21 protein-coding genes are annotated in these 25,274 nt (G+C 36.5%); 16 read left to right on the plus strand and 5 right to left on the minus strand.

Annotation, left to right across the window (positions count from 1 at the left end; translation table 11 throughout):
- Nucleotides 1–45: 45 nt before the first annotated feature.
- Nucleotides 46–696, minus strand: coding sequence for a 5-bromo-4-chloroindolyl phosphate hydrolysis family protein (locus tag RU96_RS05975; protein WP_071864629.1), 651 nt, complete (start codon nt 694–696; stop codon nt 46–48).
- 286 nt (nt 697–982) lie between these two features.
- On the opposite strand from RU96_RS05975, the gene RU96_RS05980 reads away from it, so the two are divergent.
- The 4 genes from RU96_RS05980 to RU96_RS05995 all read left to right on the plus strand — a co-directional run bounded on the left by RU96_RS05980 (nt 983) and on the right by RU96_RS05995 (nt 3,272).
- A complete protein-coding gene (locus RU96_RS05980; RefSeq protein WP_071864630.1) occupies nt 983–1,540 on the plus strand; it encodes an NUDIX hydrolase in 558 nt (185 codons plus the stop codon).
- Between the two features lie 9 nt (nt 1,541–1,549).
- Complete coding sequence (macP, locus tag RU96_RS05985; RefSeq protein WP_071864631.1) at nt 1,550–1,855, plus strand: cell wall synthase accessory phosphoprotein MacP; 306 nt, start codon at nt 1,550–1,552, stop codon at nt 1,853–1,855.
- Between the two features lie 146 nt (nt 1,856–2,001).
- The gene (locus tag RU96_RS05990) at nt 2,002–2,697 is read left to right on the plus strand and encodes a 5'-methylthioadenosine/adenosylhomocysteine nucleosidase (protein ID WP_071864632.1); all 696 of its coding nucleotides are present in this window, start codon (nt 2,002–2,004) and stop codon (nt 2,695–2,697) included.
- Nucleotides 2,698–2,723: 26 nt separating this feature from the next.
- Nucleotides 2,724–3,272: a cysteine hydrolase family protein gene (locus RU96_RS05995; protein WP_071864633.1), complete on the plus strand. Its 549-nt coding sequence runs from the start codon at nt 2,724–2,726 to the stop codon at nt 3,270–3,272.
- A gap of 163 nt (nt 3,273–3,435) precedes the next feature.
- Here the strand turns inward: RU96_RS05995 and RU96_RS06000 are convergent, their stop codons facing one another.
- A complete protein-coding gene (locus RU96_RS06000; RefSeq protein WP_071864634.1) occupies nt 3,436–4,593 on the minus strand; it encodes an alanyl-tRNA editing protein in 1,158 nt (385 codons plus the stop codon).
- A gap of 87 nt (nt 4,594–4,680) precedes the next feature.
- Nucleotides 4,681–6,585, minus strand: a complete 1,905-nt coding sequence (locus RU96_RS06005) for a M13 family metallopeptidase (protein WP_071864635.1) — start codon at nt 6,583–6,585, stop codon at nt 4,681–4,683.
- Nucleotides 6,586–6,825: 240 nt separating this feature from the next.
- On the opposite strand from RU96_RS06005, the gene RU96_RS06010 reads away from it, so the two are divergent.
- From RU96_RS06010 to RU96_RS06055, 10 genes are all read left to right on the plus strand, one after another.
- A complete protein-coding gene (locus RU96_RS06010; protein ID WP_071864636.1) occupies nt 6,826–7,365 on the plus strand; it encodes a hypothetical protein in 540 nt (179 codons plus the stop codon).
- 123 nt (nt 7,366–7,488) lie between these two features.
- Nucleotides 7,489–8,460: a ribose-phosphate diphosphokinase gene (locus RU96_RS06015; RefSeq protein WP_071864637.1), complete on the plus strand. Its 972-nt coding sequence runs from the start codon at nt 7,489–7,491 to the stop codon at nt 8,458–8,460.
- Nucleotides 8,461–8,708: 248 nt separating this feature from the next.
- On the plus strand, nt 8,709–9,842 hold the full coding sequence (locus RU96_RS06020; RefSeq protein ID WP_071864638.1) for a cysteine desulfurase family protein: 1,134 nt from the start codon (nt 8,709–8,711) through the stop codon (nt 9,840–9,842).
- Between the two features lie 69 nt (nt 9,843–9,911).
- On the plus strand, nt 9,912–10,259 hold the full coding sequence (locus RU96_RS06025) for a DUF1831 domain-containing protein (protein WP_071864639.1): 348 nt from the start codon (nt 9,912–9,914) through the stop codon (nt 10,257–10,259).
- Between the two features lie 163 nt (nt 10,260–10,422).
- On the plus strand, nt 10,423–11,274 hold the full coding sequence (locus RU96_RS06030) for an aldo/keto reductase (protein ID WP_071864640.1): 852 nt from the start codon (nt 10,423–10,425) through the stop codon (nt 11,272–11,274).
- Nucleotides 11,275–11,283: 9 nt separating this feature from the next.
- Nucleotides 11,284–11,889 carry a metallophosphoesterase gene (locus RU96_RS06035; protein ID WP_071864641.1) on the plus strand — a complete coding sequence of 202 codons (606 nt, stop codon included), beginning with the start codon at nt 11,284–11,286 and terminating at the stop codon, nt 11,887–11,889.
- A 269-nt stretch (nt 11,890–12,158) separates the two neighbouring features.
- The gene (gene mnmA / locus RU96_RS06040) at nt 12,159–13,280 is read left to right on the plus strand and encodes a tRNA 2-thiouridine(34) synthase MnmA (RefSeq protein ID WP_071864642.1); all 1,122 of its coding nucleotides are present in this window, start codon (nt 12,159–12,161) and stop codon (nt 13,278–13,280) included.
- 370 nt (nt 13,281–13,650) lie between these two features.
- Nucleotides 13,651–15,690, plus strand: coding sequence for a penicillin-binding protein PBP4(5) (pbp4, locus tag RU96_RS06045; protein WP_071864643.1), 2,040 nt, complete (start codon nt 13,651–13,653; stop codon nt 15,688–15,690).
- A 486-nt stretch (nt 15,691–16,176) separates the two neighbouring features.
- Nucleotides 16,177–16,545 (plus strand): DUF1033 family protein, encoded by a 369-nt coding sequence (locus RU96_RS06050; RefSeq protein ID WP_071864644.1) that lies wholly within the window; start codon nt 16,177–16,179, stop codon nt 16,543–16,545.
- 246 nt (nt 16,546–16,791) lie between these two features.
- Nucleotides 16,792–18,873: a DNA topoisomerase 3 gene (locus RU96_RS06055; RefSeq protein WP_071864645.1), complete on the plus strand. Its 2,082-nt coding sequence runs from the start codon at nt 16,792–16,794 to the stop codon at nt 18,871–18,873.
- A gap of 252 nt (nt 18,874–19,125) precedes the next feature.
- Here the strand turns inward: RU96_RS06055 and RU96_RS06060 are convergent, their stop codons facing one another.
- Together RU96_RS06060 and RU96_RS06065 are read right to left on the minus strand one after the other, a co-directional pair.
- On the minus strand, nt 19,126–20,400 hold the full coding sequence (locus tag RU96_RS06060; RefSeq protein WP_071864646.1) for a solute carrier family 23 protein: 1,275 nt from the start codon (nt 20,398–20,400) through the stop codon (nt 19,126–19,128).
- A 307-nt stretch (nt 20,401–20,707) separates the two neighbouring features.
- Complete coding sequence (locus tag RU96_RS06065; protein ID WP_071864647.1) at nt 20,708–21,541, minus strand: AraC family transcriptional regulator; 834 nt, start codon at nt 21,539–21,541, stop codon at nt 20,708–20,710.
- 177 nt (nt 21,542–21,718) lie between these two features.
- Here RU96_RS06065 and RU96_RS06070 point away from each other — a divergent pair, with 177 nt between their 5' ends.
- Both RU96_RS06070 and RU96_RS06075 read left to right on the plus strand, forming a co-directional pair.
- Nucleotides 21,719–23,467 carry an ABC transporter ATP-binding protein gene (locus tag RU96_RS06070; RefSeq protein ID WP_071864648.1) on the plus strand — a complete coding sequence of 583 codons (1,749 nt, stop codon included), beginning with the start codon at nt 21,719–21,721 and terminating at the stop codon, nt 23,465–23,467.
- Nucleotides 23,457–25,238, plus strand: coding sequence for an ABC transporter ATP-binding protein (locus RU96_RS06075; protein ID WP_071864649.1), 1,782 nt, complete (start codon nt 23,457–23,459; stop codon nt 25,236–25,238). The genes RU96_RS06070 and RU96_RS06075 overlap by 11 nt, the downstream gene beginning before the upstream one ends.
- Nucleotides 25,239–25,274 lie beyond the last annotated feature (36 nt).

A 25,274-nucleotide genomic window follows, 5' to 3' on the forward strand; every position in this document is an offset into this window, starting at 1 on the left:
AATAAAAAATCTAGCTTGCGCTAGATTTTTTTTGTAAGCGCCTGCTTACAAACTATTATCTCTTTTTAAGCTTTGTTTGGCAATGGAAAGCTCAATATCCAAATCTTCCAAATCATCAGCGACAAACTGTTGATAATCTTTAGCGATTAAAGCGGCCATTTGATCAATAATTTGAGAGCTTTCTTCGATTTTTTCATACGTTTCTTTGGTTTTGATTTCATGCCCGTTAATTTCAATAAATTTGTCGGTTAAATCTACCATGTTAGGTAGGTGAGTGTATAAGAAATGATTGGCAAAATGCAATTTTTGGGGATCTTTTACCAATTCCTTAAACATAGCTTTTGAGGCACGCAATGTATCATGGCGTAAGTCAATTGCTTTTAACTTGGCATTTTGGTTAATGTTTTCTTGCAATTTTAAAATTTGCTTTTTCGTTTGATTCATCGTTTCGCGGAAAAATTCAATCTCTTTTTCCGTCATGCCACTTTCTATATAGTGGGCTTCTTTTTCTTTGGTCATGACAGGTAACACACTTACTTGGCTATTGTTGCGCCGATTTGAAACGCCATAAATAATTAGGCAAATACCGCCAACCACTAAAATGAGTGGAATCAAATCCGTTCCTGTTTCATAGCCGAAATAAAGCAGTAAAAAAAGAATTCCTGCTAACATGAGTACAGTGGTTTTTTTCTTCATTTTTTACCCTCCTAAAATTGGGTGATTTATCATTTAAAGGTCTTCCCTTAACTTCACGAGTTTATTTTACCACGGGGGGAGGTGGAAAAAAATCAGACCAAGGGTGGATTTTTGCGATTTAGAAAATTCATAAGATTTATTATCGCATTCTTAAGTTTCCCATTCGTGAAATTGTGTATAATAGTACTTAGTTTTAATCAAAAGGATTCAATTTCCTTTTATGATTACCCACAGTATATTTATAAAAACAGGCAAGTGGAAATAAAAATAGAAAGTAGGCGTTCCAATGCTTTCCTTTGCAGATTTTGAAGAAAAAACAATTAAACGAACTGAACTTTTTCACGGTAAAATTATCGATGTCTTTTTGGATGATGTTAGACTGCCTAGTGGCGGTACCGCCAAACGAGAATTAGTCTTTCATCCTGGTGGCGTAGGCATTATTGCCATTACGGCTGAAAATAAAATGCTTTTTGTTAAACAGTTCAGAAAGCCTTTAGAAAAAGTTATTTTAGAAATTCCCGCTGGTAAAATTGACCCAGGTGAAGGAAGTCATCCTGCTGTGACAGGTGCTAGAGAATTAGAAGAAGAAACAGGTTTTGCCGCTAAAGAAATGAAACATGTAGGTTCAATGTATTTATCACCTGGTTTTTCAAACGAAATGTTACATCTTTATCAGGCAATAGGATTAACTAAGGTCGAAAACCCTCGGGCGCAAGATGAAGATGAAGTACTGGAATTATATGCATTAACACTTGAACAAGCCCAAAAAGCGGTCAAAGACGGAATAATTTGTGATGCGAAAACTATGTATGCAATTACTTATTGGGAATTATTACAGAAATGAGGGGCGTAAGTGAGTAAAGGACCACTAATTACCCGCAGTGAGTTACGTCGGCAAAAAGAAAAAACAGGAATAAGAAAGGAATTTGATGTTCCTGTGCGGGAAAAAGAAACGATGAAGTTACAAAAAGAATACGACCGAAAAGATGAAAAAATTAAAAATTTTTATCGTAAAGAAGCTAAAAAGCAAAAAGAACTAACCAAAACCAGAAGCGGCGAATCTCGTAAATCCCGTGAATTGAATAGTTTTTTAGTCGGCGCAATTATTGTCGTTGCGCTTTTAATTGGGGTCGTCTTATTGGCAACTTTCTTTTTATAAATAAAACAAAATGAGTTGGAATTAAGTTGGCGTGTAAGCTATACGTAAACTTAAGTCTAGCTTTTTTGCATTTTCTTATCGAGTGAAATTTTTTAAAGAAACTGCTACTATTAGGTTAAATAACAGATAATGCTGGGGGAATTAATGTGAAAATTGGAATTATTGGCGCAATGGAAGAAGAAATTAAAATTTTAAGAAGTGCAATAGATAGTCCGCTATCTTGGGAACGGGCGGATGCTTTGTTTATTTCTGGTCGAATTGGTAATCATGAAGTGATTGTAGTTCGTTCTGGGATTGGAAAAGTAGCAGCCTCTTTAACCACCAGCTTATTAATTCAACAATATGGCGTAAATATGGTGATTAACACTGGTTCTGCTGGCGGGATTGGTGCTGGCTTAAGCGTAGGTGATTTAGTTATTGCTGAAAAATTAGCTTATTTTGATGTTGACGTCACCGGATTTGGCTATAAAAAAGGACAGTTACCAGGTGGATTTCCGCTTTATTATGAAACGAGTACTTATTTGCAACAAGTAATGGCTCAAGCGGCAGCAAAAACGGATCATGAAGTAAAACGCGGTCTAATTGTTACCGGAGATAGCTTCATCGATAGTCCAGAAAAAGTAACCGCAATCTTAAAAGATTTTCCTGATGCATTAGCTTGTGAAATGGAAGGGGCGGCTATTGCGCAGACAGCGAGTCAGTTTTCTATTCCGTTTTTAGTTGTGCGGGCGATGAGTGATACTGCCGATCATAGCGCGACGGTTAGTTTTGATGAGTTTATTGAAGAAGCTGGCAAACGTTCTGCTGAATTAGTTTTAGAATTTATTCGGATTTTAAAATAGATTTTCTATAAAAAGGGAGGCCCAAAATGAAAAAAGCACTTATTTCGATTGATTATACCAATGATTTTGTAGCAACAGATGGCAAGTTAACGACTGGAAAAGCTGGTCAAGCGATTGAAGAAAAGCTCGTGGCAGTTACAAAAGATTTTATTGAAGCAGGCGATTACACCGTTTTTACCATTGATGCCCATGATCCAAACGATCAATATCATCCTGAAAATGGACTGTTTCCTCCTCATAATGTTATTGGAACTAGTGGCCGTAATCTTTACGGTAGTCTGGCGTCTTTATATGATAAACACAAAGAAGATGCTACCGTCTATTGGATTGATAAACGCCATTATTCTGCTTTTAGTGGCACGGATTTAGATATTCGCTTGCGGGAAAGAGGGATAACCGATTTATATTTGACAGGTGTTTGTACGGATATTTGTGTGCTGCATACCGCAGTTGATGCTTATAATCTAGGATATAAATTGCATATTATAAAAGATGCTGTCGCAAGTTTTGATGAAATTGGACACAACTGGGCCTTATCACACTTTAAAAACACATTAGGTGCTGAAATTTTATAAGATAAAAAGTAAAAAAGTAGGTGTGCTAATTTAGTCATTTATTTTTGGCTTATGCTAGTGCTATAAAAAGGTATTTCAAATAAAAAAACAGCGATGATTCCATGGTTAGTTTTCTTAACCACAGATTTCATCGCTGTTTTTTTGAGTGCATTTGTTTATTTAGCTAGTCTTGTAAAAAGTGTAACCAAGCTTCTTTTTGGCTGTAAGGTAAGGTACCGTCACCTTTTAAAGCAGAACCGCCACCACGGCCACCAAATTTTTGATTGCTCAATTTAATCAGTTGTCCGATGGGAAGTTTGTTATTTTCTTTTAGACAAGTCAGGTGATAGCGCAAAATGTCATCGCTTTTTGTAGCGGTACAAATCAACGCTAACGGATAAATTTCAGCTAGTTTACGAGCGGCTTGTTGTAATTCATTTACATTTGCTGTAGTCGCTTCACTATAAACAAAGTTTGGTGCAATTTCTTTGGCAGTTGTGATTAACGTTTGAACTTGATAAGCAGCAAGACATTGTTGGTAAGTGTCGATTTTTTCTTGTTGCTCTTTAAAGAAAGTTGTTAAATCAGTAATAGGAACTTGGGTGACTTTCGTTAAAGTTGCTAATTGTTTTTGATTGCTTTCAAATTGTTGGAATAAACGATTGCCACAAGTAAAGTGCAATGTCATTCCTTTTTTATGTTCTTTTATTTGGGTAAAAGCAATTCCTTGCACTTCGGCGGTATTTTGAACGTGAGTACCACCACAGCCAATGAGGTCAAAATCAGCAATTTTAATTAAACGTAAGCCAGCAAAATATTTTGGCGGAGTCGTAAAAAGGGTTTCTTTTTTCAGCTGTTCTTCAGTCGGGAAAAGAATAAAGACACTTTTATGAGCGCGAATAATTTCGTTACTACGGGCAATGGCTGTTTGTAATTGAGTGGGACTTAATTTTGTATCAATCTCAAAAAAAGAATCTGTTAGTGTAATTTGTTCTTTTGAAATGCGAACTTGAAATAAATCTTCGCAGACTCGCGCTAAGATGTGTTGGCCGGTATGTTGTTGCATAAGGTCAAAACGTTGTGCCCAATCAATTTGGATATCCACTTGTTGTGGAAGATTATTTGGCGCTTCTTTTAGATAATAACGAACATCATTTTCATTTTTTTGTATTTTTGTCACAGGGATAGCTTGTATCCAAGCCCTATCTGCCGGTTGGCCACCACCACCTGGATAAATAATACTGTCTTTTAAAGAGACAAAATTACCGTATTCGTCTGTTCCTTGTTGGGTAATCGTGGTTTTTAAGGTCGTGAGATAACTATCTTTTTCATAAAGTTTCAATTGAAACACCTCTTTTTTATTAAAAAAGCACTAAGTTAGACGCATGAAAATACGAATAGCTTAATGCTTTTTACTACTTACAACTTCTTACCAAATATGCACTCGTTCTTCTGGCGCTTTATACATGCCGTCACCTTTCGTAATAGCATAAGTCTCAAAGAACTCAGGGACATTTTGCAGTTGAATATTGGCGCGTAGTTTGGCTGGCGCATGGACATCCACCGCCAATAATAATTGTTGATATTGTTCCCGTGCTTTTGTACGCCAAATTTTGGCCCAGTTGGTGAAGAAGTCATCTAATGAGACATCGGCTTCTTTTTTAGCCGCAGCTAGCGCGCAACTAACGCCACCTGCATCGGCGATATTTTCTGAAACGGTCAGAGTGCCGTTTACTTTACCTCCGGCGAATTTAATCCCATCAAATTCAGCAATCATTTTTGCCGCTAACTTTTCAAAATGCGCTAAATCAGCTTCCGTCCACCAGTTGTTCATATTGCCATATTCATCAAATTTCGCACCATTATTATCAAATGCATGAGAGATTTCATGAGCGATTACGGCACCAATTCCACCATAATTGGCGCTAGTAGACTGTTCCAAGCTGTAAAAAGGAGCTTGTAAAATAGCAGCTGGAAAAACAATGATATTTTTAAATGGATGGTAATAAGCATTGACCGTAGCAGCACTCATCTCCCATTCATTGCGATCAGCTGTTTTACCGTAACGGCTGAAATTGTCTTCTCTAACAATCCGGCTAAACTTGCGACTATTTGCGACTAAGGTTCCACCTTCTGCTTTACTGGTAGTGGTGAATTTTTCATAAAAAGCAGGGATTTTGTCAGGATAGCCTACTTGTACGCCTAATTTATTCAATTTCGTAATCGCTTTTGTACGGGTTTCTTTTGATAACCAGTCATTTTTTTCTAAGCGGTCTTGATAAATTCCAATCATAGTTTGGACCATATGTTTGACATCTTCTTTGGCTTTTTCACCAAAATATTTTGTTCCATAAAATTGTCCAACTACTTGACTAAAACGGCCATTTGCCAAATAAAATGCTGCTTTTTTTTGTGGCATAGCGCTAGGTGCGCCAGATAATTGTCGGGCATAAGTTCCCCCTAATTGACGTAAATCTTCACTTAATAAGTTGGTGTAACTTAAAGCGGTTTGAATGTAAAGCCAGTTTTTAAGTAATGGGAAGTTTTCTTCTGTTAAAAGGTCATTCAACGCATCAAAGTAATCAGGTTCTGTTACAATAATGGTTTCAGGAGTTGCGTTTATGAGTGTTTCCACCAAATCTTTTAAATCCAAAACAGGTGCATAGGCACAAAATTCCGTGAAACTCCGGGGATTATAATTTTTACTATAGTCAGCGTTCTCCTCAGAACTTCTAACATTAGGAACGATTAAGCGGTCAAAAGCTAAAGCATCTTGTGTAATTTTTTTAGCTTCCGTAGTAGAATGTCCCATTTTTTCAAGAACACGAATCGTCATGTCCGCAAAAACTTTTAGTAAGGCTTCCCCTTGCGGATGGTCTTTTTCATAATAGGTTTTATCCGGCAAAATAGTATCGGCAGGATAAGCAAATAAGACATTTTGCTGAGTATTTTTCATGTCTTGGTCTACATCTAAGGCAAAGGGTAACGCAAAACCATCTAACACCCAGTCAGTTAGCTGTTTATTTAGATCATCATAGCCTTTTAAAGCGGCAATCTTAGCCAAAGGTTCTTGAATCGGCTCTGCCCCTAATTTATCCCGCATGGCATAATCGTTAGCTAGTTCGTAATAGGCGATTGCATCTTCCATTTTTCCTTGTGGGATGGTGCTTTTTTCAGCTAGCATGTCATCAAATTCTGTCATTAATAATTTATCGATTCCATCGACTAGATCTTGAAAGCCGCCGGTAGCAGGTTTGTCCTCAGGGATAACGGCTGTTTTCATCCAGTCACCATTGACATATTCATAAAAATCATTTTTTAGTAAGTTACTCATCAGATGATATCCTCCTTGTTTTGCTATTACAACGACTGTCATGGATAAGTAAGTAGTTTAGGTACGTTGTTCTTATCGGAAAAGTGTTGAAAAGCAATAAAAAATCGTAGTTCTTTTTATTTTATGTCTATTATCGTATATAGAAAGCTTTTTCACAAAGAAAACGTTCAATTTTTTATAAGTCTAGCGAAAATGAATTAAAATGTTCACTTATGCTATACTGTGGGCGAGGTGAAGATTATGACTGCAAATGAATGGATTGGAATTGACGCTGCGCTTTTTTATCCTTATCGCAAGATTATAACCAAATCGGGGTATTTGTGTGGAACAAGTGCTGCGACTACTTTTTTATGCTATTACCAAGATCACCTAATGCCGACTATTATACCAGCGCACATTCGAGCAAAAGGTAGTGAAAATACGGCTGCTTTACAAGATTTATTGCGTGTAATTATTCAACCTTTTGATTTTCCAACGCTTTCTTTCCAAGTGGCCCATGGGATGTCTCGCTACTTTAGTCTATTTCATTTACCTTTACGGGCGCGGCAAACACCCCTAGGCGGTCTGACCCGTGTAATAAAACGCATCGACCAAGGAAAACCAGTCATTGTGGGATTAATGAAACTAAAAGGCAGCACGTATGGCAATCACTGGGTGGTAGCTTATGCTTATAAAAAAGATGCTGTTGGCAATTATTGGCTCAAAATTCACGATAACTGGGGAGACTATCAAAAAATAGTTCCCGCTAGTTGGATTAATGGCACCATTTCTTTAGCGTAAAGTGAGATGAAAGTGAACTTGCGCTTACGGTTCAAAAATGCCGCAAAAAATGTTAGAATAAAAAAGAATTTGTCATAAAAAATGACGTTTGTTAAAGAACTGCCAATAACTAAGGAGGCTATCATGGGGGAACAATACCAGGATCAATCGTTGAAAATTTTTAGCTTGAATGGAAATGAACCATTAGCAGAAAAAATCGCTGCTGTTTTTGGAACAAAATTAGGACAATGTGCCATTAAACAATTTAGTGATGGTGAAATTTCAATTAGTATTGAAGAAAGTGTGCGGGGTGCTCACGTCTACTTAATTCAAGCCACCAATCAACCTGTTAATGATTACTATATGGAATTGTTGATTATGATTGATGCAATGAAACGTGCAAGTGCCAAAACTATTAACGTCGTCTTGCCATACTACGGCTATGCCCGTCAAGATCGGACTGCACGACCTCATGAACCAATTACTGCCAAACTTGTAGCCAATATGTTACAAGAAGCAGGTGCAACACGAATTTTAACTTTGGATTTACATACCGTCCAAGTACAAGGATTCTTTGATATTCCAGTTGATAATTTGTTTACGATGCCACTTTTTGCCAAATACTATCGCGAAAAGAAAATGTATGGTGATGATTTTGTGGTGGTTTCACCAAAAAATTCAGGTGTTAACAGAACCCGAAGTTTAGCGGAATACTTGAATACGACACTGGCGATTGTAGACCAAGAAGAAAGCGATGAAAATGGCGGTTATGTCATTGGCGATGTCACCGGTAAGACGTGTATCATGGTAGATGATATTTTAAATACCGGCAATACTTTTAAAGTAGCGGCAAAATTGTTAAAAGAAGCAGGCGCAAAAGAAGTTTACGCTTGTGCATCTCATGCGTTGTTATCTCCACCTGCTAAGGAAAATTTGGAAAGTGCGGGGATTACCAATATTTGTGTGACGGATTCTTGTTTAACCGATCCGAGTCGTCATCCTAATAATTTAACTTATATTACTTGTGGTGAACTAATGGGGGAAGCCGTTAAACGTATCCATGAAAATACACCAATGAGTCCATTATTTCGCTTAGAAGAAAAAGATTTTGATTAGTCTAAAGTCAAAAAGAACGTAATAAACGTATAGAAAATTAAACATAAATGACTAAAAAATGTTGTTTATCTTTAAATGAGGCAGTGACATGCCATTTGTGTAGTATCGTTAAAGTTAACGCAAAGTTTAATTTTAACGATACTTCATGGTCACTGTCTCTTTTTATTTTGGCTAAAATGGTAATCAATTAATAAAACGTAACTTTTATGCTAGAATGACCCTAGCATAGACAAGAAAAGGTGAAGACAGTGAAAGAAATTTATTTGGATCATGCTGCAACAACGCCACTACATCCGACGGTTATAAACGCAATGACTGAAGCAATGCCGGTTTTTGGTAATCCTTCTAGCGTACATGGTTTTGGTCGCAAAGCCCATGAAAAATTAGAAGCAAGTCGCTTATTAATTGCCAAAAGTTTAGGGGTCAAAGCGCATGAAATCATTTTTAATAGCGGCGGAACAGAAGGTGATAATACCGCCATTATCGGAACTGCTCTAGCCCGGCAACAACAAGGCCGGCATTTAATTACCACCGCCATTGAACATCCGGCTGTTTTAGAATCGATGCATTATTTAGAATCTTTGGGATTTGACGTGACGTATTTGCCGGTGGATGAAAAAGGTCAATTGTCTGTTGAAACAGTTAAAAATGCATTACGGCCAGATACAATTTTAGTTTCAATTATGGCGGCTAATAACGAAACTGGAAATTTATTACCGATTAAAGAAATTGGTGAACTTTTAAAAGATCATCCAGCTTTATTTCATACGGATGCCGTTCAAGCTTTTGGGAAAGTCCCTTTAAATCCTTACGAAAATCAGATTGATTTATTTAGTATTTCAGCCCATAAAATTAACGGACCAAAAGGAGTCGGCTTTCTTTTTAAAAAAGACGGGGTCAGCCTACCAAGTTATCTTCATGGCGGCGAACAAGAAGAAAAAAGACGTGCTGGCACTGAAAATTTGATGGGAATTATTGGCATGGCGCAAGCTGTTGCCATTTTAACGCCAGAAAAACAAGCAGAAAATGCTGCTCATTATGCCAAACTAGCCGACTTGCTGTTAAAAAAATTGACTGAAGCTAACATTTCTTATCGCATTAATGGTGATTTACAGCATAAGTTGCCTCATGTTTTAAATTTACAACTGCTGGATGTCGATAATAATTTATTATTAATGAAATTAGATTTAAAAGGGCAAGCAATTTCAACTGGTTCTGCTTGTACAGCAGGTAATATTGAACCCTCCCATGTTTTAACGGCGATGTATGGTAAAGATAGTGATGCTATTCATGAATCAATTCGCGTTAGCTTTGGTTATGGAAATACTTTAGAAGATGTGGCTTATTTTGCCGATCAACTTATTGCCGCCTGCCAAAAATAATAGGTTCAGTATAGTCAAACCTTGAAAAAACTTTTATAATTAAAGTAATAATAAAATAGAGGTGAGCAGATGGCATTTCAAAAAACAGCAACTGTTTTAGGAGCAGCAGTAACCTACCAATTAAATCCTGAAGCAAAGAAATATACATTACGAGATAACGGCTTTAAAGAAACTAATGGCGGTAATTTTCAATTGATTCAACCTTTAGAGGCAACCCCTCAAAGTAAAGAAGGTTTTAAGTTAAAAATTACAGTCGACAGTGAAATTAAAACACTAAAAATGTCCGTTACCACTGCCAATGGCTTAAAAGCTGTTAATATTTTTAAAGATTCACAACATAAAATGTTGCAAGACAAATTTTACTTTTTAATGGATGGCTTTATTAGTCGCGGCTTATTTGAAAAAGTAGAAAAATAAACAATCAGTAAAACCGTTAGCTTGGACTGACGGTTTTTTTGTCCTAATTTTTTAGTTGCGGTCATTTTTTACTTTATTTTTCTGGTGTAAGAAGAGGTATTTTTTTACCCTATTTGTTTGCTGGTTTATACTGGAAGTAACAAAAGCCGAGGAGGAGAAATTGATGGAAATTGCAGGTGAAACAATCTATCCCATTGGATTGGGAACATGGCACATGGGAGATGATCCAGCCAAAAAGACAGCCGAATTAAAAGCTTTAACAGCTGGTTTAGCCCAAACAACGCAAGATGCTAAAGTAGCGGTGGATACAGCAGAAATGTATGGCGAAGGAAACGCTGAAAAATTAGTCGGAGCGGCTTTAAGAACAATCAAGCGTGATAGTATCTATTTGATATCAAAAGTTTATCCTTGGCATGCTTCAAAAAAAAAATTACCACAAAGCTTAGATGCCAGTTTAAAACGTCTTAATACCGACTATTTAGATTTATATTTACTCCACTGGCCGGGTGATATTCCGTTAGAAGAAACAGTAGTAGCGATGGAATCAGCTAAACAAGCAGGAAAAATTCGAAATTGGGGAGTCTCAAATTTTGATGTTACAGAGCTTAAGGAGTTAGCAAAAATTCCTGCTGGCAAAAATTGCGTGGCAAATGAAGTATTGTATAACTTAGGCAGTCGCGGGATTGAGTTTGATTTATTACCTTACATGAAAGAAAACAAGCTGCCTTTAATTGCCTATTCGCCAGTGGCTCAAGGGGATAGCCTGGGAAATCAGTTTTTAGCAGATGAAGTTTTACAATCACTAGCCCAAAAACATCAGTGTACCATTTTTCAATTATTACTTGCTTGGGCAATTCGTCATGATAATACACTGGCAATTCCCCAATCAAGTAATCAACAACATGTGCTGGCAAATTTTGCCGCTGCTAAGATTTCATTAACCGAAGCTGAATGGGAACTGATAGCAACGCATTATCCTGCTCCCACTAAAAAACAGCCTTTGGCAGTATTGTAGGTGAAGAAAATGAAATTTTTTACCTCTGATACCCACTACTTTCATCAAGATTTATTAGGCGACAATGATTTTGCACCCCGACCTTTTAAAGATTTAGCTACGATGCATGAAATTATGATCAAAAATTGGAATGCCGTTGTAAAAGAAACAGATACAGTTTATCACTTAGGCGATATCGCCATGCATAAAGACTATGAAGCTGGTTATCCAGAAATCTTAGCCTTACTGATGCAGTTAAATGGTCAAATTATCTTTATTAAAGGGAACCATGATCATCGGACATTATTCAAATTTTTAGCCCAAAATAATTCTGTTTTGGCCAATGGGCAAAATAAATTTGCTTTTGCAGATGTCGGCATTATTATAAAGTTCAACCATCATCAGTACTATTTAACCCATTACCCGCTACTTTTGGGTGTTACCAAAAATATCCGTAATCTTCATGGACATGTTCATCATTATAGCGTGCCGATTAAAGAAAATATTAACGTTGGGGTAGATGCACCGGAGTTAGATTTTCTGCCGGACAAACAACCCTTTGGCAGACCAATTTCAGAAAATCAAATTGATCTTATTGCGGCAAAAAAAGCGACGGTATTGGCAAATATGAGTTAATAAAATAAGAAAAATTATGATAGTTTAAATTTTATATTCTTCTACGGAAATCTTTACTAGTAGTTTTATAGCTGGCGTAATTTTAAGCAAAAATAAATAGATAGCTGCCTTAGTTTACCAACGGTTTAAATTATCATTTAAAGAAAATGCTAATTTAAAAACAAGTACATGAAATTATTAGACTTCTGTTGTATAATGACAAATACTGAAAAGTTGCGACCTTCAAATCGTTAAATTTTCGGAATTAACAATGAAATGATGGTGATTACATGACAGACAACAGCAAAATTCGCGTTGTCGTGGGCATGAGTGGCGGGGTGGATTCTTCTGTAACCGCACTTTTGCTAAAAGAACAAGGCTACGATGTCGTAGGTATCTTCATGAAAAATTGGGATGATACTGATGAGAACGGTGTCTGTACCGCAACAGAAGACTATAAAGATGTTGCCCAAGTGGCAGCACAAATTGGAATTCCGTATTATTCGGTCAATTTCGAAAAAGAATACTGGGATCGCGTGTTTGAATATTTCTTAGCGGAATATCGCGCCGGTCGCACGCCAAATCCTGATGTGATGTGTAATAAAGAAATTAAATTTAAAGCTTTCTTAGATTACGCGATGGAATTAGGGGCAGATTACGTGGCTACAGGTCACTATGCGCGTGTTTCAAAAGATGAAAATGGTGTTGTTCACATGCTCCGGGGTGTGGATAATAATAAAGATCAAACGTATTTCTTAAGCCAATTATCACAAGAACAACTTGCCAAAACAATGTTTCCTTTAGGTGGTATGCAAAAACCTGAAGTACGGGCTATTGCAGAACGTGCTGGGCTGGCTACTGCTAAGAAAAAGGATTCTACTGGTGTTTGTTTTATTGGGGAAAAGAATTTCAAACAATTTCTAAGTAATTACCTCCCTGCTAAAAAAGGGAAGATGGTTACACTTGATGGTGAAGTTAAAGGTGAACACGATGGGTTAATGTATTATACCATCGGTCAACGCCAAGGCTTAGGTATCGGTGGTGGCGGTACTTCAAATGACCCTTGGTTTGTAGTAGGGAAAGACTTAGCCACTAATACGCTTTATGTCGGCCAAGGATTCCATCACCCAGCGCTTTACGCTGATCGTTTAGATGCTAGTACAATTCATTTTACAACCAATGAACCAATGCCACAGGAATTCAAATGCACAGCTAAATTCCGTTACCGTCAAGCAGATGTTCCGGTAACAGTACGCTTATTAGCTGATGATCGCGCGGAAGTTATTTTTGATGAACCAGTGCGGGCAATTACACCAGGGCAAGCAGTTGTCTTTTATGATGGTGAAGAATGTTTAGGTGGAGGTCTAATCGACCACGCTTATAAAGCAGCTGAAGTTTTACAATATGTCTAAATTTTAAGATGTGTCCAAATGGGCGCATCTTTTTTTGGTAAAAGGATGATAATTTTACACAGAGTATGAAGGAGAGCGTAAAATTATTGAAATTTAGCTTTATGAACTAGCCTATTAATGGAGAGCTGAGCGCTGCTGTTAACATTTCTTTTGATCCTGCACAGGCAGCAGCTCTTCGGTAAAAATTCAAAAATTAGTTTCTGGTAAAAAGCACCAGAAGACGAATTTCTGAGATTTTTCCCAAAAGCTGACCGCTGCCTTTAGCTTTTCTTGTTAAAAGAATTAACTTTTGCTAAAAAATACGGAATTAGAAAAAGCGGGAACGTATCCTGGTGTAAAATATGAGTACTATTTTATTAGGAGAAAAAAGATGACGGAACAATCACGACGCAATACTAAACAAAAAAAGAAATTTAATCCATTTTTTATTGTTATTCTACTGCTTATTTTACTTATAGCTGGGGGCGCTTTTTTTGCGTATCATTTACAAAGTGAAAAGAAACAAGCGGCAAGAGAACAAGTGGTCAAAGATTTCACCACTTATTTAGCTGAGGGGAAATATGATAAAATTCCGAGTACACTTTTAGTTGATACAGCCCAACGTAACGGTTATAGTAAGAAAGAAATCAGCGAAAAGTATCAAACTATTTTCACAGCCATTGAAGCAAAAAATATCAAATTATCCGATTTAAAAATAACTGCCGGAAAAAATGATCAATATCAAGTGACTTATGAGTTATCCTTGTCGACGGCAATGGGCCAGTTGAAAAATTTGAAATATCAAACTTATCTCGCTTATGAAAATAATGAGCCAAAATTAGAGTGGGGTCCAAATCTAATTTTTCCTCAAATGAGCGGTAAAGATAAAGTTAGTTTAACTGTCGATGCGCCAGTCCGCGGTCAAATTTTGGATCGTAATAATCAACCTTTAGCAGAAAATGGAACACTAAAGCAATTAGGTGTTGTACCACAAAAATTAGGTGAAGGTTCTGAGAAGGAAAAAAATATTGCAGCCATTGCTCAAATTTATGACTTAACTGAAAAACAAATTACACAGGCTTTAGCTCAAAGTTGGGTTAAACCTGATTATTTTGTACCTTTAAAAATCGTCGATGAAGCCAAAAGTTTACCTACTGGTGCTAGTATTCAAGAAATTACAGGCCGTAAATATCCGTTAGGGGCAGCCGCTGCACAATTAGTTGGCTATCTAGGTAAAATTACCGCTGAAGATTTAGAAAAACATCCTGAGTTGACCAGTGATGGTGAAATTGGGCGTGCGGGACTAGAAGCAACTTATGATGAAAAATTACGGGGAACAGCCGGTGGAAAATTAGCGATTACAGATGAAGCGGGTAACGAAAAATCGGTTTTATTAGAAACGAAGAAAAAAGATGGCGAATCAATTCACTTAACCATTGATAGTAGTTTACAAGAGTTAGCCTATAATGCTTTAGCGAATCAAGCGGGTGCCACAGTAGTAAGTGCACCTAAAACAGGGGATCTTTTAGCTTTAGTCAGCAGTCCCAGTTATGATCCTAATAAAATGACCAATGGGATTTCTCAAAAAGAGTATGATGCTTATGAAAAAGATAGCAAAAAGCCATTTTTAAATCGTTTAGTGACCGGCTATGCGCCAGGATCTACCTTTAAAACAATCACTGCTGCTATTGGGCTTGATAATGGTAGTTTAGATCCCAATCAAAAAGTTGCAATTAACGGATTAAAATGGCAGCAAGATAGCTCTTGGGGAGACTATTATGTCACCCGCGTTTCAGATGTTCCTTCAGTGAATTTAAAAGATGCACTGGTTTATTCAGATAATATTTACATGGCGCAAGCAACGTTGAAGATGGGAGAAAAAGCTTTTCGAGCTGGTTTAGATCAATTTATCTTTGGGGAAGGACTAGATTTACCGCTTGCTATGAATCCTGCGCAAATCAGCAATGAAAAAAGTTTTGATTCTAAGATTTTACTCGCTGATACTGGCTATGGCCAAGGACAACTATTAATTAATCCTATTCAACAAGCAACGATGTATTCTGTTTTTGCCAACCAAGGGACACTTGTCTATCCAAAACTTATAAAAGACGCTAAGACAAAAGAAAAAGAGGCAGTCGTAAAAGCTGCCAGTGTCGCACAAATAAATGAAGATTTACAGGCTGTTGTAACCGATCCAAACGGTACAGCTCACAGTTTGAGTAGTTTAGGCTTTTCACTAGCTGCAAAAACAGGTACAGCTGAAATCAAAGAAAAACAAGATGAAAAAGGGCAAGAAAATAGCTTCTTACTAGCTTATGAAGGAGAAGGTAGTAGCTATCTCTTTATTAGTATGTTAGAAGACCGTCAAGAAAATGAATCGGCCACGCAATTAGCCCCTTCTGTTTTACAATATTTACATGATCACTATTAATAGATAAAAAATTTGACCTGAATGGATAACTATTTTATTGAGATGATGAAAACTCAAAATTAGTTATAATTCCATTTGGGTTTTTCTCGTTTTAGCGGTTGGACAAATAATCTATTTTATTCTTGTTTTTTTATTTTGTTAAAAAGAGTTATCACTTCAAACAAAAGATACTAAAATTAGCTTTTTGTTACGAAAAAAAATGTTTATCTTTCAATTTATTCGCGCAATTTGATCTAATAAAAATAACAGTCCCTCTTAATTGATTCGATTCTGTCGCCCGTTAAAAAGTGTTTAACTTTTTTATAAGGGAAAAAAGAAGTTTTAATAATATTTATCTTTTTTCAAAAGAAAAATTCCTTAAAAAGAATAATATTTTCAAATTAAATAAAAATAATAATGGTTATTTAAAATTAGTGCGAATTTCTTGTCAGTATAAGGATTCATGAGTATGATTAATGCAAATGGGGAATAAAAGGAGCAATAGGTATGTATCAGGTTGTTATTATGTATGGGGACAACGAACCGTGGTGGTTCTTTGAAGATTGGCAAAATGATATTAAAGAAGAATATACTTTTACTGATTTAAATGCGGCAGAACAATTTTATGAAACCAAGTGGCTAGAATTAAGTCCGAATTTTACACATCTGAAATCTCATCCCAATTATCAAGCAGCATTTTGGAACGAAAGTGACGAGCGCTGGTGTGAAGAGTGTGATGACTATTTGCAACAATACACGGGACTGGTTTTATTAAAAGATTATGCTGCGGTTACAAAAGAAAGTGCGTCAAACCTTTGTCAAACCATAAATGGTGAAGCAAGACTACGTGTATGTAGACGTAAAGTAGCAAATTAATCATTAAGTATAAGCTTAAACTGGCTGTGGTAGTTAGTTTAAGCTTTTTTAGTTTAGTAGATAAATGACAGTTAAAATTTGTTATTTCCTCTTATTAGAGTTTGTAAGATTATTTAATAGCAGTTTAGCTTTCAAAAGGGAGCTGTTATAATGAAGGACAGGAAATGAACAAAGTGATGTCACTAAAAACTGAATTATTTCATAGAACTATAAATTTTAACAAAGTCCTGTTTTAAAGGAGCAGATATGGGAAAAAAATTAGTATTAACCGAAAAACCAAGTGTAGCCAAAGATTTTGCTAAAGTCTTAGGGGCAAAACCAAAAGGAAAAGATTATTTTGAAAATGACCAATATGTTATTACTTGGGCGTATGGCCATTTATTAACTTTAAAATTACCTGAAGATATTAAACAAGAGTGGAAAACATGGACGATGGAAACATTACCCATGATTCCAAAACACATCGGAATTAAGCCGTTACCAAAAACTAATCGACAATTAAAATTAATTGGAAACTTAGCTAAACGGCAAGATATTACCGGTGGCATTATTGCGACAGATGGTGGTCGTGAAGGAGAAGCTGTTGGGCGCTATATTTTTGAATGGATTCGATTTAATAAACCGTTAGAACGGCTTTGGATATCTTCACAAACAACAAAAGCCGTAAAAGAAGGTTTTCGGCAATTAAAACCAGCAAAACAATACGATAATTTGTATCAATCAGCTGTGGCACGCGGAAAAGCCGATTGGTTGGTGGGGTTAAATGTTACCCGCGCTTTAACGGTAAAATACCAAGATAGTCTAAGTGCTGGTCGAGTTCAGACCCCCACTTTGGCATTAGTGGCAAAAGCCCAAGAAAAATCAGAAAAATTTATTCCTGAAACTTATTACACCATTGATTTGTTATATGGCAATGAAAAAGGGCGTCTACAGCTAAAAAATCCGCAACAATTACACGAACGTAACCAAGCAGAAGCGCTCGTTGCAAATTGGCAAAATCAAATTGGAAAAGTAAAAGACGTAACAGTAAAAGAAAAGCGTCAGTCGGCGCCTTTACCTTATGATTTAACAGAATTACAACGAGTAGCCAATAGTAAGTATCAATACTCCGCTAAAAAAACATTGTCGGTAGTGCAAAGTTTATATGAAACTCATAAAGTGGTCAGCTATCCGCGGACAGATTCAAAATATTTACCAAAAGATGTGGCGGGCACGTTAAAAGAAAGATTACAAGCGCTGGCGACAGTGGATAATCGGGCCAAAACGTATTTAAAAGAAGGGGCCAAAGTCAAACAAACTGCAGTTTTCAATGATAGTAAAGTAACCGATCACTATGCGCTAATCCCAACAGAAGAACGTCCTCGTTTTGAAAAGATGTCAACGGATGAAAGCCGCATTTATCATTTGATTGTAGAACGTTTTCTAGGATTATTTGCCGACCAATATATAACGGCAAACGTGAAGGCAATAGTTGAATTTCCTGCTGGTGAATTTGTTTTTCGCCAAGAAAAAGTATTGCAAAATGGTTGGCAAAAAGTGAGTGAAAAACTGACTGAAAAATTAACGGATTGGGAAAATGTCAAAAGCGTTAAGGGCCAATTTGCGATTAATAAAGAATTGACCACCCCACCTAAGTTGGCAACAGAAGGTAGTTTGTTAGCCCAGATGGAAAAGTATGCCTTAGGAACCCCCGCCACGCGTGCAGAAATTATCGAAAAACTATTAAAATCAGAATTAATGGAACGTAGAGGCAATGTTTTAGCCGTAACACCTAAAGGCAAACAACTGTTAAATTTAGTCAATGCCTCTCTTGTCAGTCCTGATTTAACTGCAAAATGGGAAAGAAGTTTAGAAAATATTGCGCAGGGGAAAGAATCTGCTACTAGCTTTTTAAAAGGAATTGAAAAAGACACTGCACGATTAGTAAGTGAAATTAAAGAATCCAAAGAAACTTATAAAGATTACACGCTTACGACTAAACTTTGTCCTGAATGTGGCGCACAGTTAAAAGAACGCAACACAAAAGATGGTAAAATCTATATTTGTTCCAATACTGAATGTAGTTACCGTCGCAGAAAAGAACCGAAAGTTTCGAATCATCGTTGTTCTCAGTGTCATAAAAAAATGGAAATTTTAGATGGTAAAAATGGTGCCTTCTTTAAATGTAAATATTGTGGTATCACTGAAAAAATACCAGATAAAAAAGCCCGTAATAAAAAAATGACAAAACAAGAAGAAAGAAAATTAGTTAAGAAATATAGTAAGCAAGAAGAAACAGAAAGTCCTTTGGCGTTAGCATTAAAAGCTGCGATGCAACAAAAGGATTAAAAAAAGGCGTGGCCACTTTAAAGTGGTCGCGCCTTTTTAATCGGTGAGAAGATAAGGTGAATGTGAAATGTAATTTTCAAAATGCCATCTTCTTACTTGCGAGCTGGACACTTCGTTTTGCTTTTCTTTAATCTAGCAAAATGAACTAACTCTCTACGACAATAAGCCAAAATCTTGTGAAATTTGGGGAACAATTTGGCAAGATTGCGCCTTAATACTAGAGAGTTAAATGCGTTTCTTCAGCTTTTTTTACTAACGATCTGGTAAAACTAAATTTAAAAAGATGCCAATTAAAGTGGACAATGCCATGGCTGATAAGGTGAATGTTCCAGCTTCAAAAACTAAACCGCCAATACCGATTACCAAAATACTTGAAGTAATCAATAAGTTTTTCTTTTTATCAAAGTTGGTATTATTTTCAACTAAAATTTTCAATCCGCTTGCGGCAATTACCCCGAATAAAACAAAGCTAATACCAGAGATTACTGGTCCTGGAATACTTAAAATTAAAGCACTTAATTTTCCGACAAAGCCTAAAACGATGGCTAAAACAGCAGCACCACCGATAACAAATACGCTATGCACACGTGTGATTGCTAATACCCCAATATTTTCACCGTAACTAGTAACGGGTGGGCCACCGACAAAGCCTGCCACAATTTGTGCTAAGCCATCCCCCATTAATGTGCGATCCATGCCAGGATCAGAAAAGAAATTGCGTTTGGTTAATTTATTTAACACCATTAAATGGCCGATATGCTCTGTCATGGTTACAAAGGCAATTGGTGCCATAGTGGTAATTGCATTGAAGTAAAGTTTTGGCTGATATTGGACAAACATAACTTCAAATGCCGGTAACTGTAACCACGGCGCATCAAGAACTGGTTGAAAGTCGACAATGCCAAAGGCTAAGGCGATTAGATAACCAGAAATAATTCCGAGTAAAATGGGAATTAGTCCTAAAAAACCAGTTAAAAACATGTTGAAAATAATTGTCACAGCTAAAGTCAATAAAGCTACAGCAACGTATTTAAAATCATAATTACCACTGGCATTATACATGGCGTTGTTAGCGGCATTACTTGCTAGACCTAGACCAATTACCATAATGACTGGTCCTACCACAATAGGAGGTAAGACCTTATCTAACCAAGCAGTTCCAATTTTTTTGATTAGAAAAGCAACGATTAAGTAAACCGCACCGGTTGTTAAAGCACCTTGGGCAATAGCCGGATAACCGTCTGTTTTCATCAATAATTGCATAGCGGCAATAAAAGCAAAACTGCTACCAAGATAAGCGGGTATTTTTCCTTTTGTGACGGTTAAATAAACCAGTGTCCCAAGGCCAGAACTAACTAAAGCGATACTTGGGTTAATACCAACTAAAATGGGAACTAAGACGGTGGCACCAAACATAGTAAATAAATGCTGTAAACTTAACCCAAACCAATGAAATGGTGTGGGGCGATCGTGGATGTCTAAGACGACATCATCATTGTGAAAGTGAATATCATTTTTCTCTGCCATAAAAAATCCTCCTCATAATTTTTGGTACAAAAAAATCCTACCTTTTTAGGCAGGAGGATCGTCAATGGCGACAATATGGGTAGTAAGACCCCTTAGCTTGTGACGGACCCTTCTTAGCCTCTCTGGACTATGTTAAAGGTGGTTTGAAAAAATGGACACGCAATGATGCGAATTTTTTCAATGGTGAATTTTTTTGCTGTTAAAAATATACACTACAAAAAGACAGATAGCAAGGAGATTTACTTTCTTTGTCCTCCTTAGTAAAATCTAATATCCTTTACTCTGATTTTTTTTAAAGCGCTTTTAATTAAGAGGTCTTTTTTTCACTTAAGCTAGAAGGTGCGATTCCAAATTGTTTTTTAAAAGATTTACTAAAATGATAAGCATCTTGGTAGCCTGTAGCTTGTGCAATCTGTTTAATTGACAGTGTTGTTGTTTTTATTAAATGTTCGGCCTCACTTAATCGTAATTTAATGAGATAATTAATCGGACTTTCCCCGACAATATCTTTAAATAAACGGGATAAGTAGGCGGGGCTCACAAATTGTGCTTGGGCAAGTTGTTCTAAACTGATTTCTTCTGTAAAATGATTTTCCAAAAAATAGATTGTCTCATCAACAATTTTTTGCTGGCGCTGTTGCCGGCTGGTTAAAGAAGTAGGTTGGCGTTCGTTTGTATCATCAAGACCGCGTAAAATATGCACCAACATTTCACTGATAAGAATTTTGCGTAATACCTGCGTTTCTGGAGCATCTTGATACAATTCCTCTAATAGACGCCACGCGATTTGTAAGACATTTTGCTGGTGACGTCCCAAGTTTAAAATGGGACTTTTATGGGGAAAAGTATCCCGAGGCAAACCTTGTAACGTAAAATTTTTAATCCCGATATGCAGTTGATGAGAAGTTTGTTTAATATGGCGCTCCATATGATGATAGCCTGGGTTAAAGAGTAGGACTTGCCCAGCTCGAATAGTAGTTTTGGGTAAATCTTCAAAAAAATACTCTGATTCTCCTTCTAATACTAGTGAAATTTCTAAAAAATCATGTGCGTGATAATTTCCAACTGAATCTTCATCGCAACAAGCATCAAAAAGATATAAAATTTCAGGATTAAAGGTTTGCGGATTGATTAAATGCATAATAAACTCCTATATTTTAACGAATTGTGAAATCGCTTTAATTTTGTTTTAAAAAAAGAAGCACTAAAGGCAAAAGCTATCTTTGTTAATATTTTACATCATTTTAAAGAAGATATCCCATTTCTTTTCTAATTCAATCTACTAAGATATTTATAGATAAAAGTTGGAGGTGAATTTATGTCGAATATGCAATGGATCTGGCGTTATATCAAAAAATCACGCAATCATTTTGGTCTTATTTGTTTATTTATTTTATTGAATGCAAGTTTGATTGTGGTTAATCCGTACGTGGGCGGGTTAATTGTAGATGACGTCATTAATCAGGGGAAAAAAGCGTGGTTGTTACCTTTAATTGCTTTAATGATTGGTACCACGGTTTTACGGACGATTGTACGCTATTTGTATCAAATTTTGTGTGAAAAAATGAGTCAAAATGCGATTTATCAATTACGCGAGGATATGTATTCTAAATTACAGACGCTAGATTTTGATTTTTTTAATCATACGCGTGTAGGTGATATTATGGCACGAATGACTGGCGATGTGGATGCAATCCGTCATTTTGTTGCCTGGGTCACTTACAATATTGTGGAATGTGTATTGTGGTTTTTAGCTGCTGTGATTGTCATGGCGTTTATTAGTTGGCAACTTACATTGTCTTTATTAGTAGTGACACCGATTATTTTTATTTTAACCAATAAAATGGCTAAAGAAGCGCATCCCAAGTTTTTTGAAATTCGGGAAAGTTTTGCACGCCTGAACTCGATGGTAGAAGAAAATATCGGCGGTAATCGCGTGGTAAAAGCTTTTGCAAGAGAAGATTTTGAATTAGATAAGTTCAAACAATACAATGAAGATTTTAAACAACGAAACTTGGATTCTGCTGAAGTTTCCGCTAAATTTTTACCGTGGCTAGATGGGTTTGCTGGTACATTAGCTGTTATTACGTTAGTTTTTGGCGGAATTTTAGTTATCCGCGGGAATCTGACGTTAGGACAATTGGTAGCTTTTAATGGTTATTTATGGATGTTAAATAATCCTTTACGAATGAGCGGTTGGCTGATTAACGACGTGCAGCGTTTTAATGCGGCTTGTATTAAAATCCGCCAATTATTGGGCCAAAAATCAAGTATTCCTGTTGAAGATGAAAACTTATTGACACCAATTAAAGGAGAAGTAGTCTTTGAAAATGTTAGTTTTCATTTTTCAGATGATCCAAATCACAATGTCTTATCCCAAATTAATTTTAAAACTGGACCAGGTAAAACAGTGGGGATTTTAGGAGAAACTGGCTCTGGGAAAACAACCTTAGTAAATTTGGTGGGGCGTTTTTATGATCCTACTCAAGGCCGTGTTTTAATTGACGGCAAAGATGCGCGGGAATATCCAGTACGTCAATTGCGTGAAAGTATTTCGATGGTTATGCAAGATGTTTTCCTATTCTCCAATACAATTGCTGATAATATTGCTTTTGGTAATCCTTATGCAGATGAAAACTTTATTCGGAAAATGGCAACAGTGGCAGATGCTGATTCCTTTATTACGCGAATGCCTCAGGGGTATGAAACGGTTGTCGGTGAACGGGGAGTAGGGTTATCTGGGGGGCAAAAACAACGGATTTCTTTAGCACGCGCCCTAGCTAAAAATCCTGCTATTTTAATTTTAGATGATACAACTTCTGCTGTGGATATGGAAACAGAGTCAAAAATTCAGCAGGAATTGGCTAAATTAACAACCAAAAAAACGACCTTTATCATCGCCCACCGTATTTCTTCTGTTAAAGATGCCGATCTCATTTTGTTAATGGAAAAAGGCCGTGTAGTAGAACAAGGAACCCATGAAGAGTTGGTGACTAAAAAAGGAAAATATTACGAAGTATACCGTAAGCAATTGGGATTGACAGGGGGGACAGAAGATGGCGCGTAATCGTTTTGATGAAGACGAAGAATTAGCACAAGAATTTCGCTGGGGCGATTTAAAACGGCTTTTAAGCTACGTCACCCCGTATAAAAAAGCAATTATAATCGTACTAGCTACGATTATTTTAGCCAATGGTTTAGGGATGTTAGGCCCTTATTTAACCAAAATCGCCATTGATACGGTTATTCCGCAACAAGATAGTAATCGGTTATTGCTGTTAGGTGGTATTTTCTTAGGTTCATTAATTATTATCGGGGTGTGCATGCGTTATCGTATTATCCAAATTACGACAATTGGACAAGATATGTTAAAAGATATGCGTTTTGATATTTTTGAACATTTGCAACGTTTGCCTTTTTCATATTTTGACAATCGTCCTCATGGCAAAATTTTAATTCGGGTTGTCAATTACATCAATACGTTAAGTGATTTATTAAGTAATGGCTTAATCAATTTGATCTCAGATATTTTTAGTGTCGTGATTACCCTTATTTTTATGTTCTTTATCGATGTACGCCTAACTTTTTATAGCCTAATTTTATTGCCAGTTTTATTTGTGATGGTGCTTGTGATTCAAAACAAACAACGTAAAGCGTATCAAGCATTAAGTAATAAACAGTCCAATTTAAATGCTTATATTCACGAAAGTATTGCCGGTATCCGTATTACCCAGTCGTTTGCTAGGGAAAAAGAAAATGCACGGATTTTTGATGAGGTAAGTGAAGAATACCGCACATCTTGGATGCATGCGGTGAAAATTCAATTTCTTTTATGGCCGGGTGTGCAAAACATAGCCGTCTTAACGACCTGTATTATTTATTATGTCGGGATTTCATCTCTGGGAGTTAATGTGACTACTGGAACATTAATTGCCTTTATTAGCTACATTAATAACTTTTGGAATCCGGTGATTAATATTGGAAATTTTTATAATTCACTGATAACAGCGAGTGCATACTTGGAACGGATTTTTGAAACACTAGATGAAATTCCCGATATTCAAGATGCAAAAGATGCTCAAATTTTACCACCAATTAAAGGTGAGGTAGATTTTGAACATGTAGCGTTTCGTTATGAAGCAGGTAAAAACATTTTAAATGATATCACCTTCCATGTGGATTCTGGACAAAGTATTGCACTTGTTGGTCCTACTGGCGCAGGTAAAACAACGGTTATTAATTTATTAAGTCGTTTTTATGATGTCAATGAAGGTAGTGTCAAAGTTGATGGTAGAGATGTTCGGGAGGTAACATTACAGTCTTTACGTAGTCAAATGGGAGTTATGTTGCAAGATACATTTATTTTTTCCGGAACGATTATTGAAAATATTCGTTATGGTAATTTAGCAGCGACAAAAGAAGAAGTGATTGCTGCAGCTAAGGTTGTGCGGGCTCATGATTTTATTAAAGATTTAAAAGATGGCTATGAAACTGTCGTCGAAGAAAGAGGAAGCACGCTTTCAGCTGGACAGCGCCAATTGATTTCATTTGCCCGCGCGCTTTTAGCAGATCCTAAAATCTTAATTTTAGATGAAGCGACATCTAGCATTGATACTAAGACAGAGGAGCTGCTCCAAGAAGGATTGCAACAACTCTTAAAAGGTAGAACATCTTTCATTATCGCCCATCGGCTGTCTACGATAAAAAATGCCGACCGCATCTTTTATATCGCAGGAGGTAAAATTGTAGAAAGCGGCAATCATGAAGAGTTAATGAAAGAACGGGGACTGTATTATCATTTGTATCAATCCCAATATGATTTATTGCAAGCAATTTAAAAAAGTCACGAAATGTTTCTGCTAAAAGAAACATTT

Source organism: Enterococcus canintestini (assembly GCF_001885735.1).
Classification (GTDB): domain Bacteria; phylum Bacillota; class Bacilli; order Lactobacillales; family Enterococcaceae; genus Enterococcus_C; species Enterococcus_C canintestini.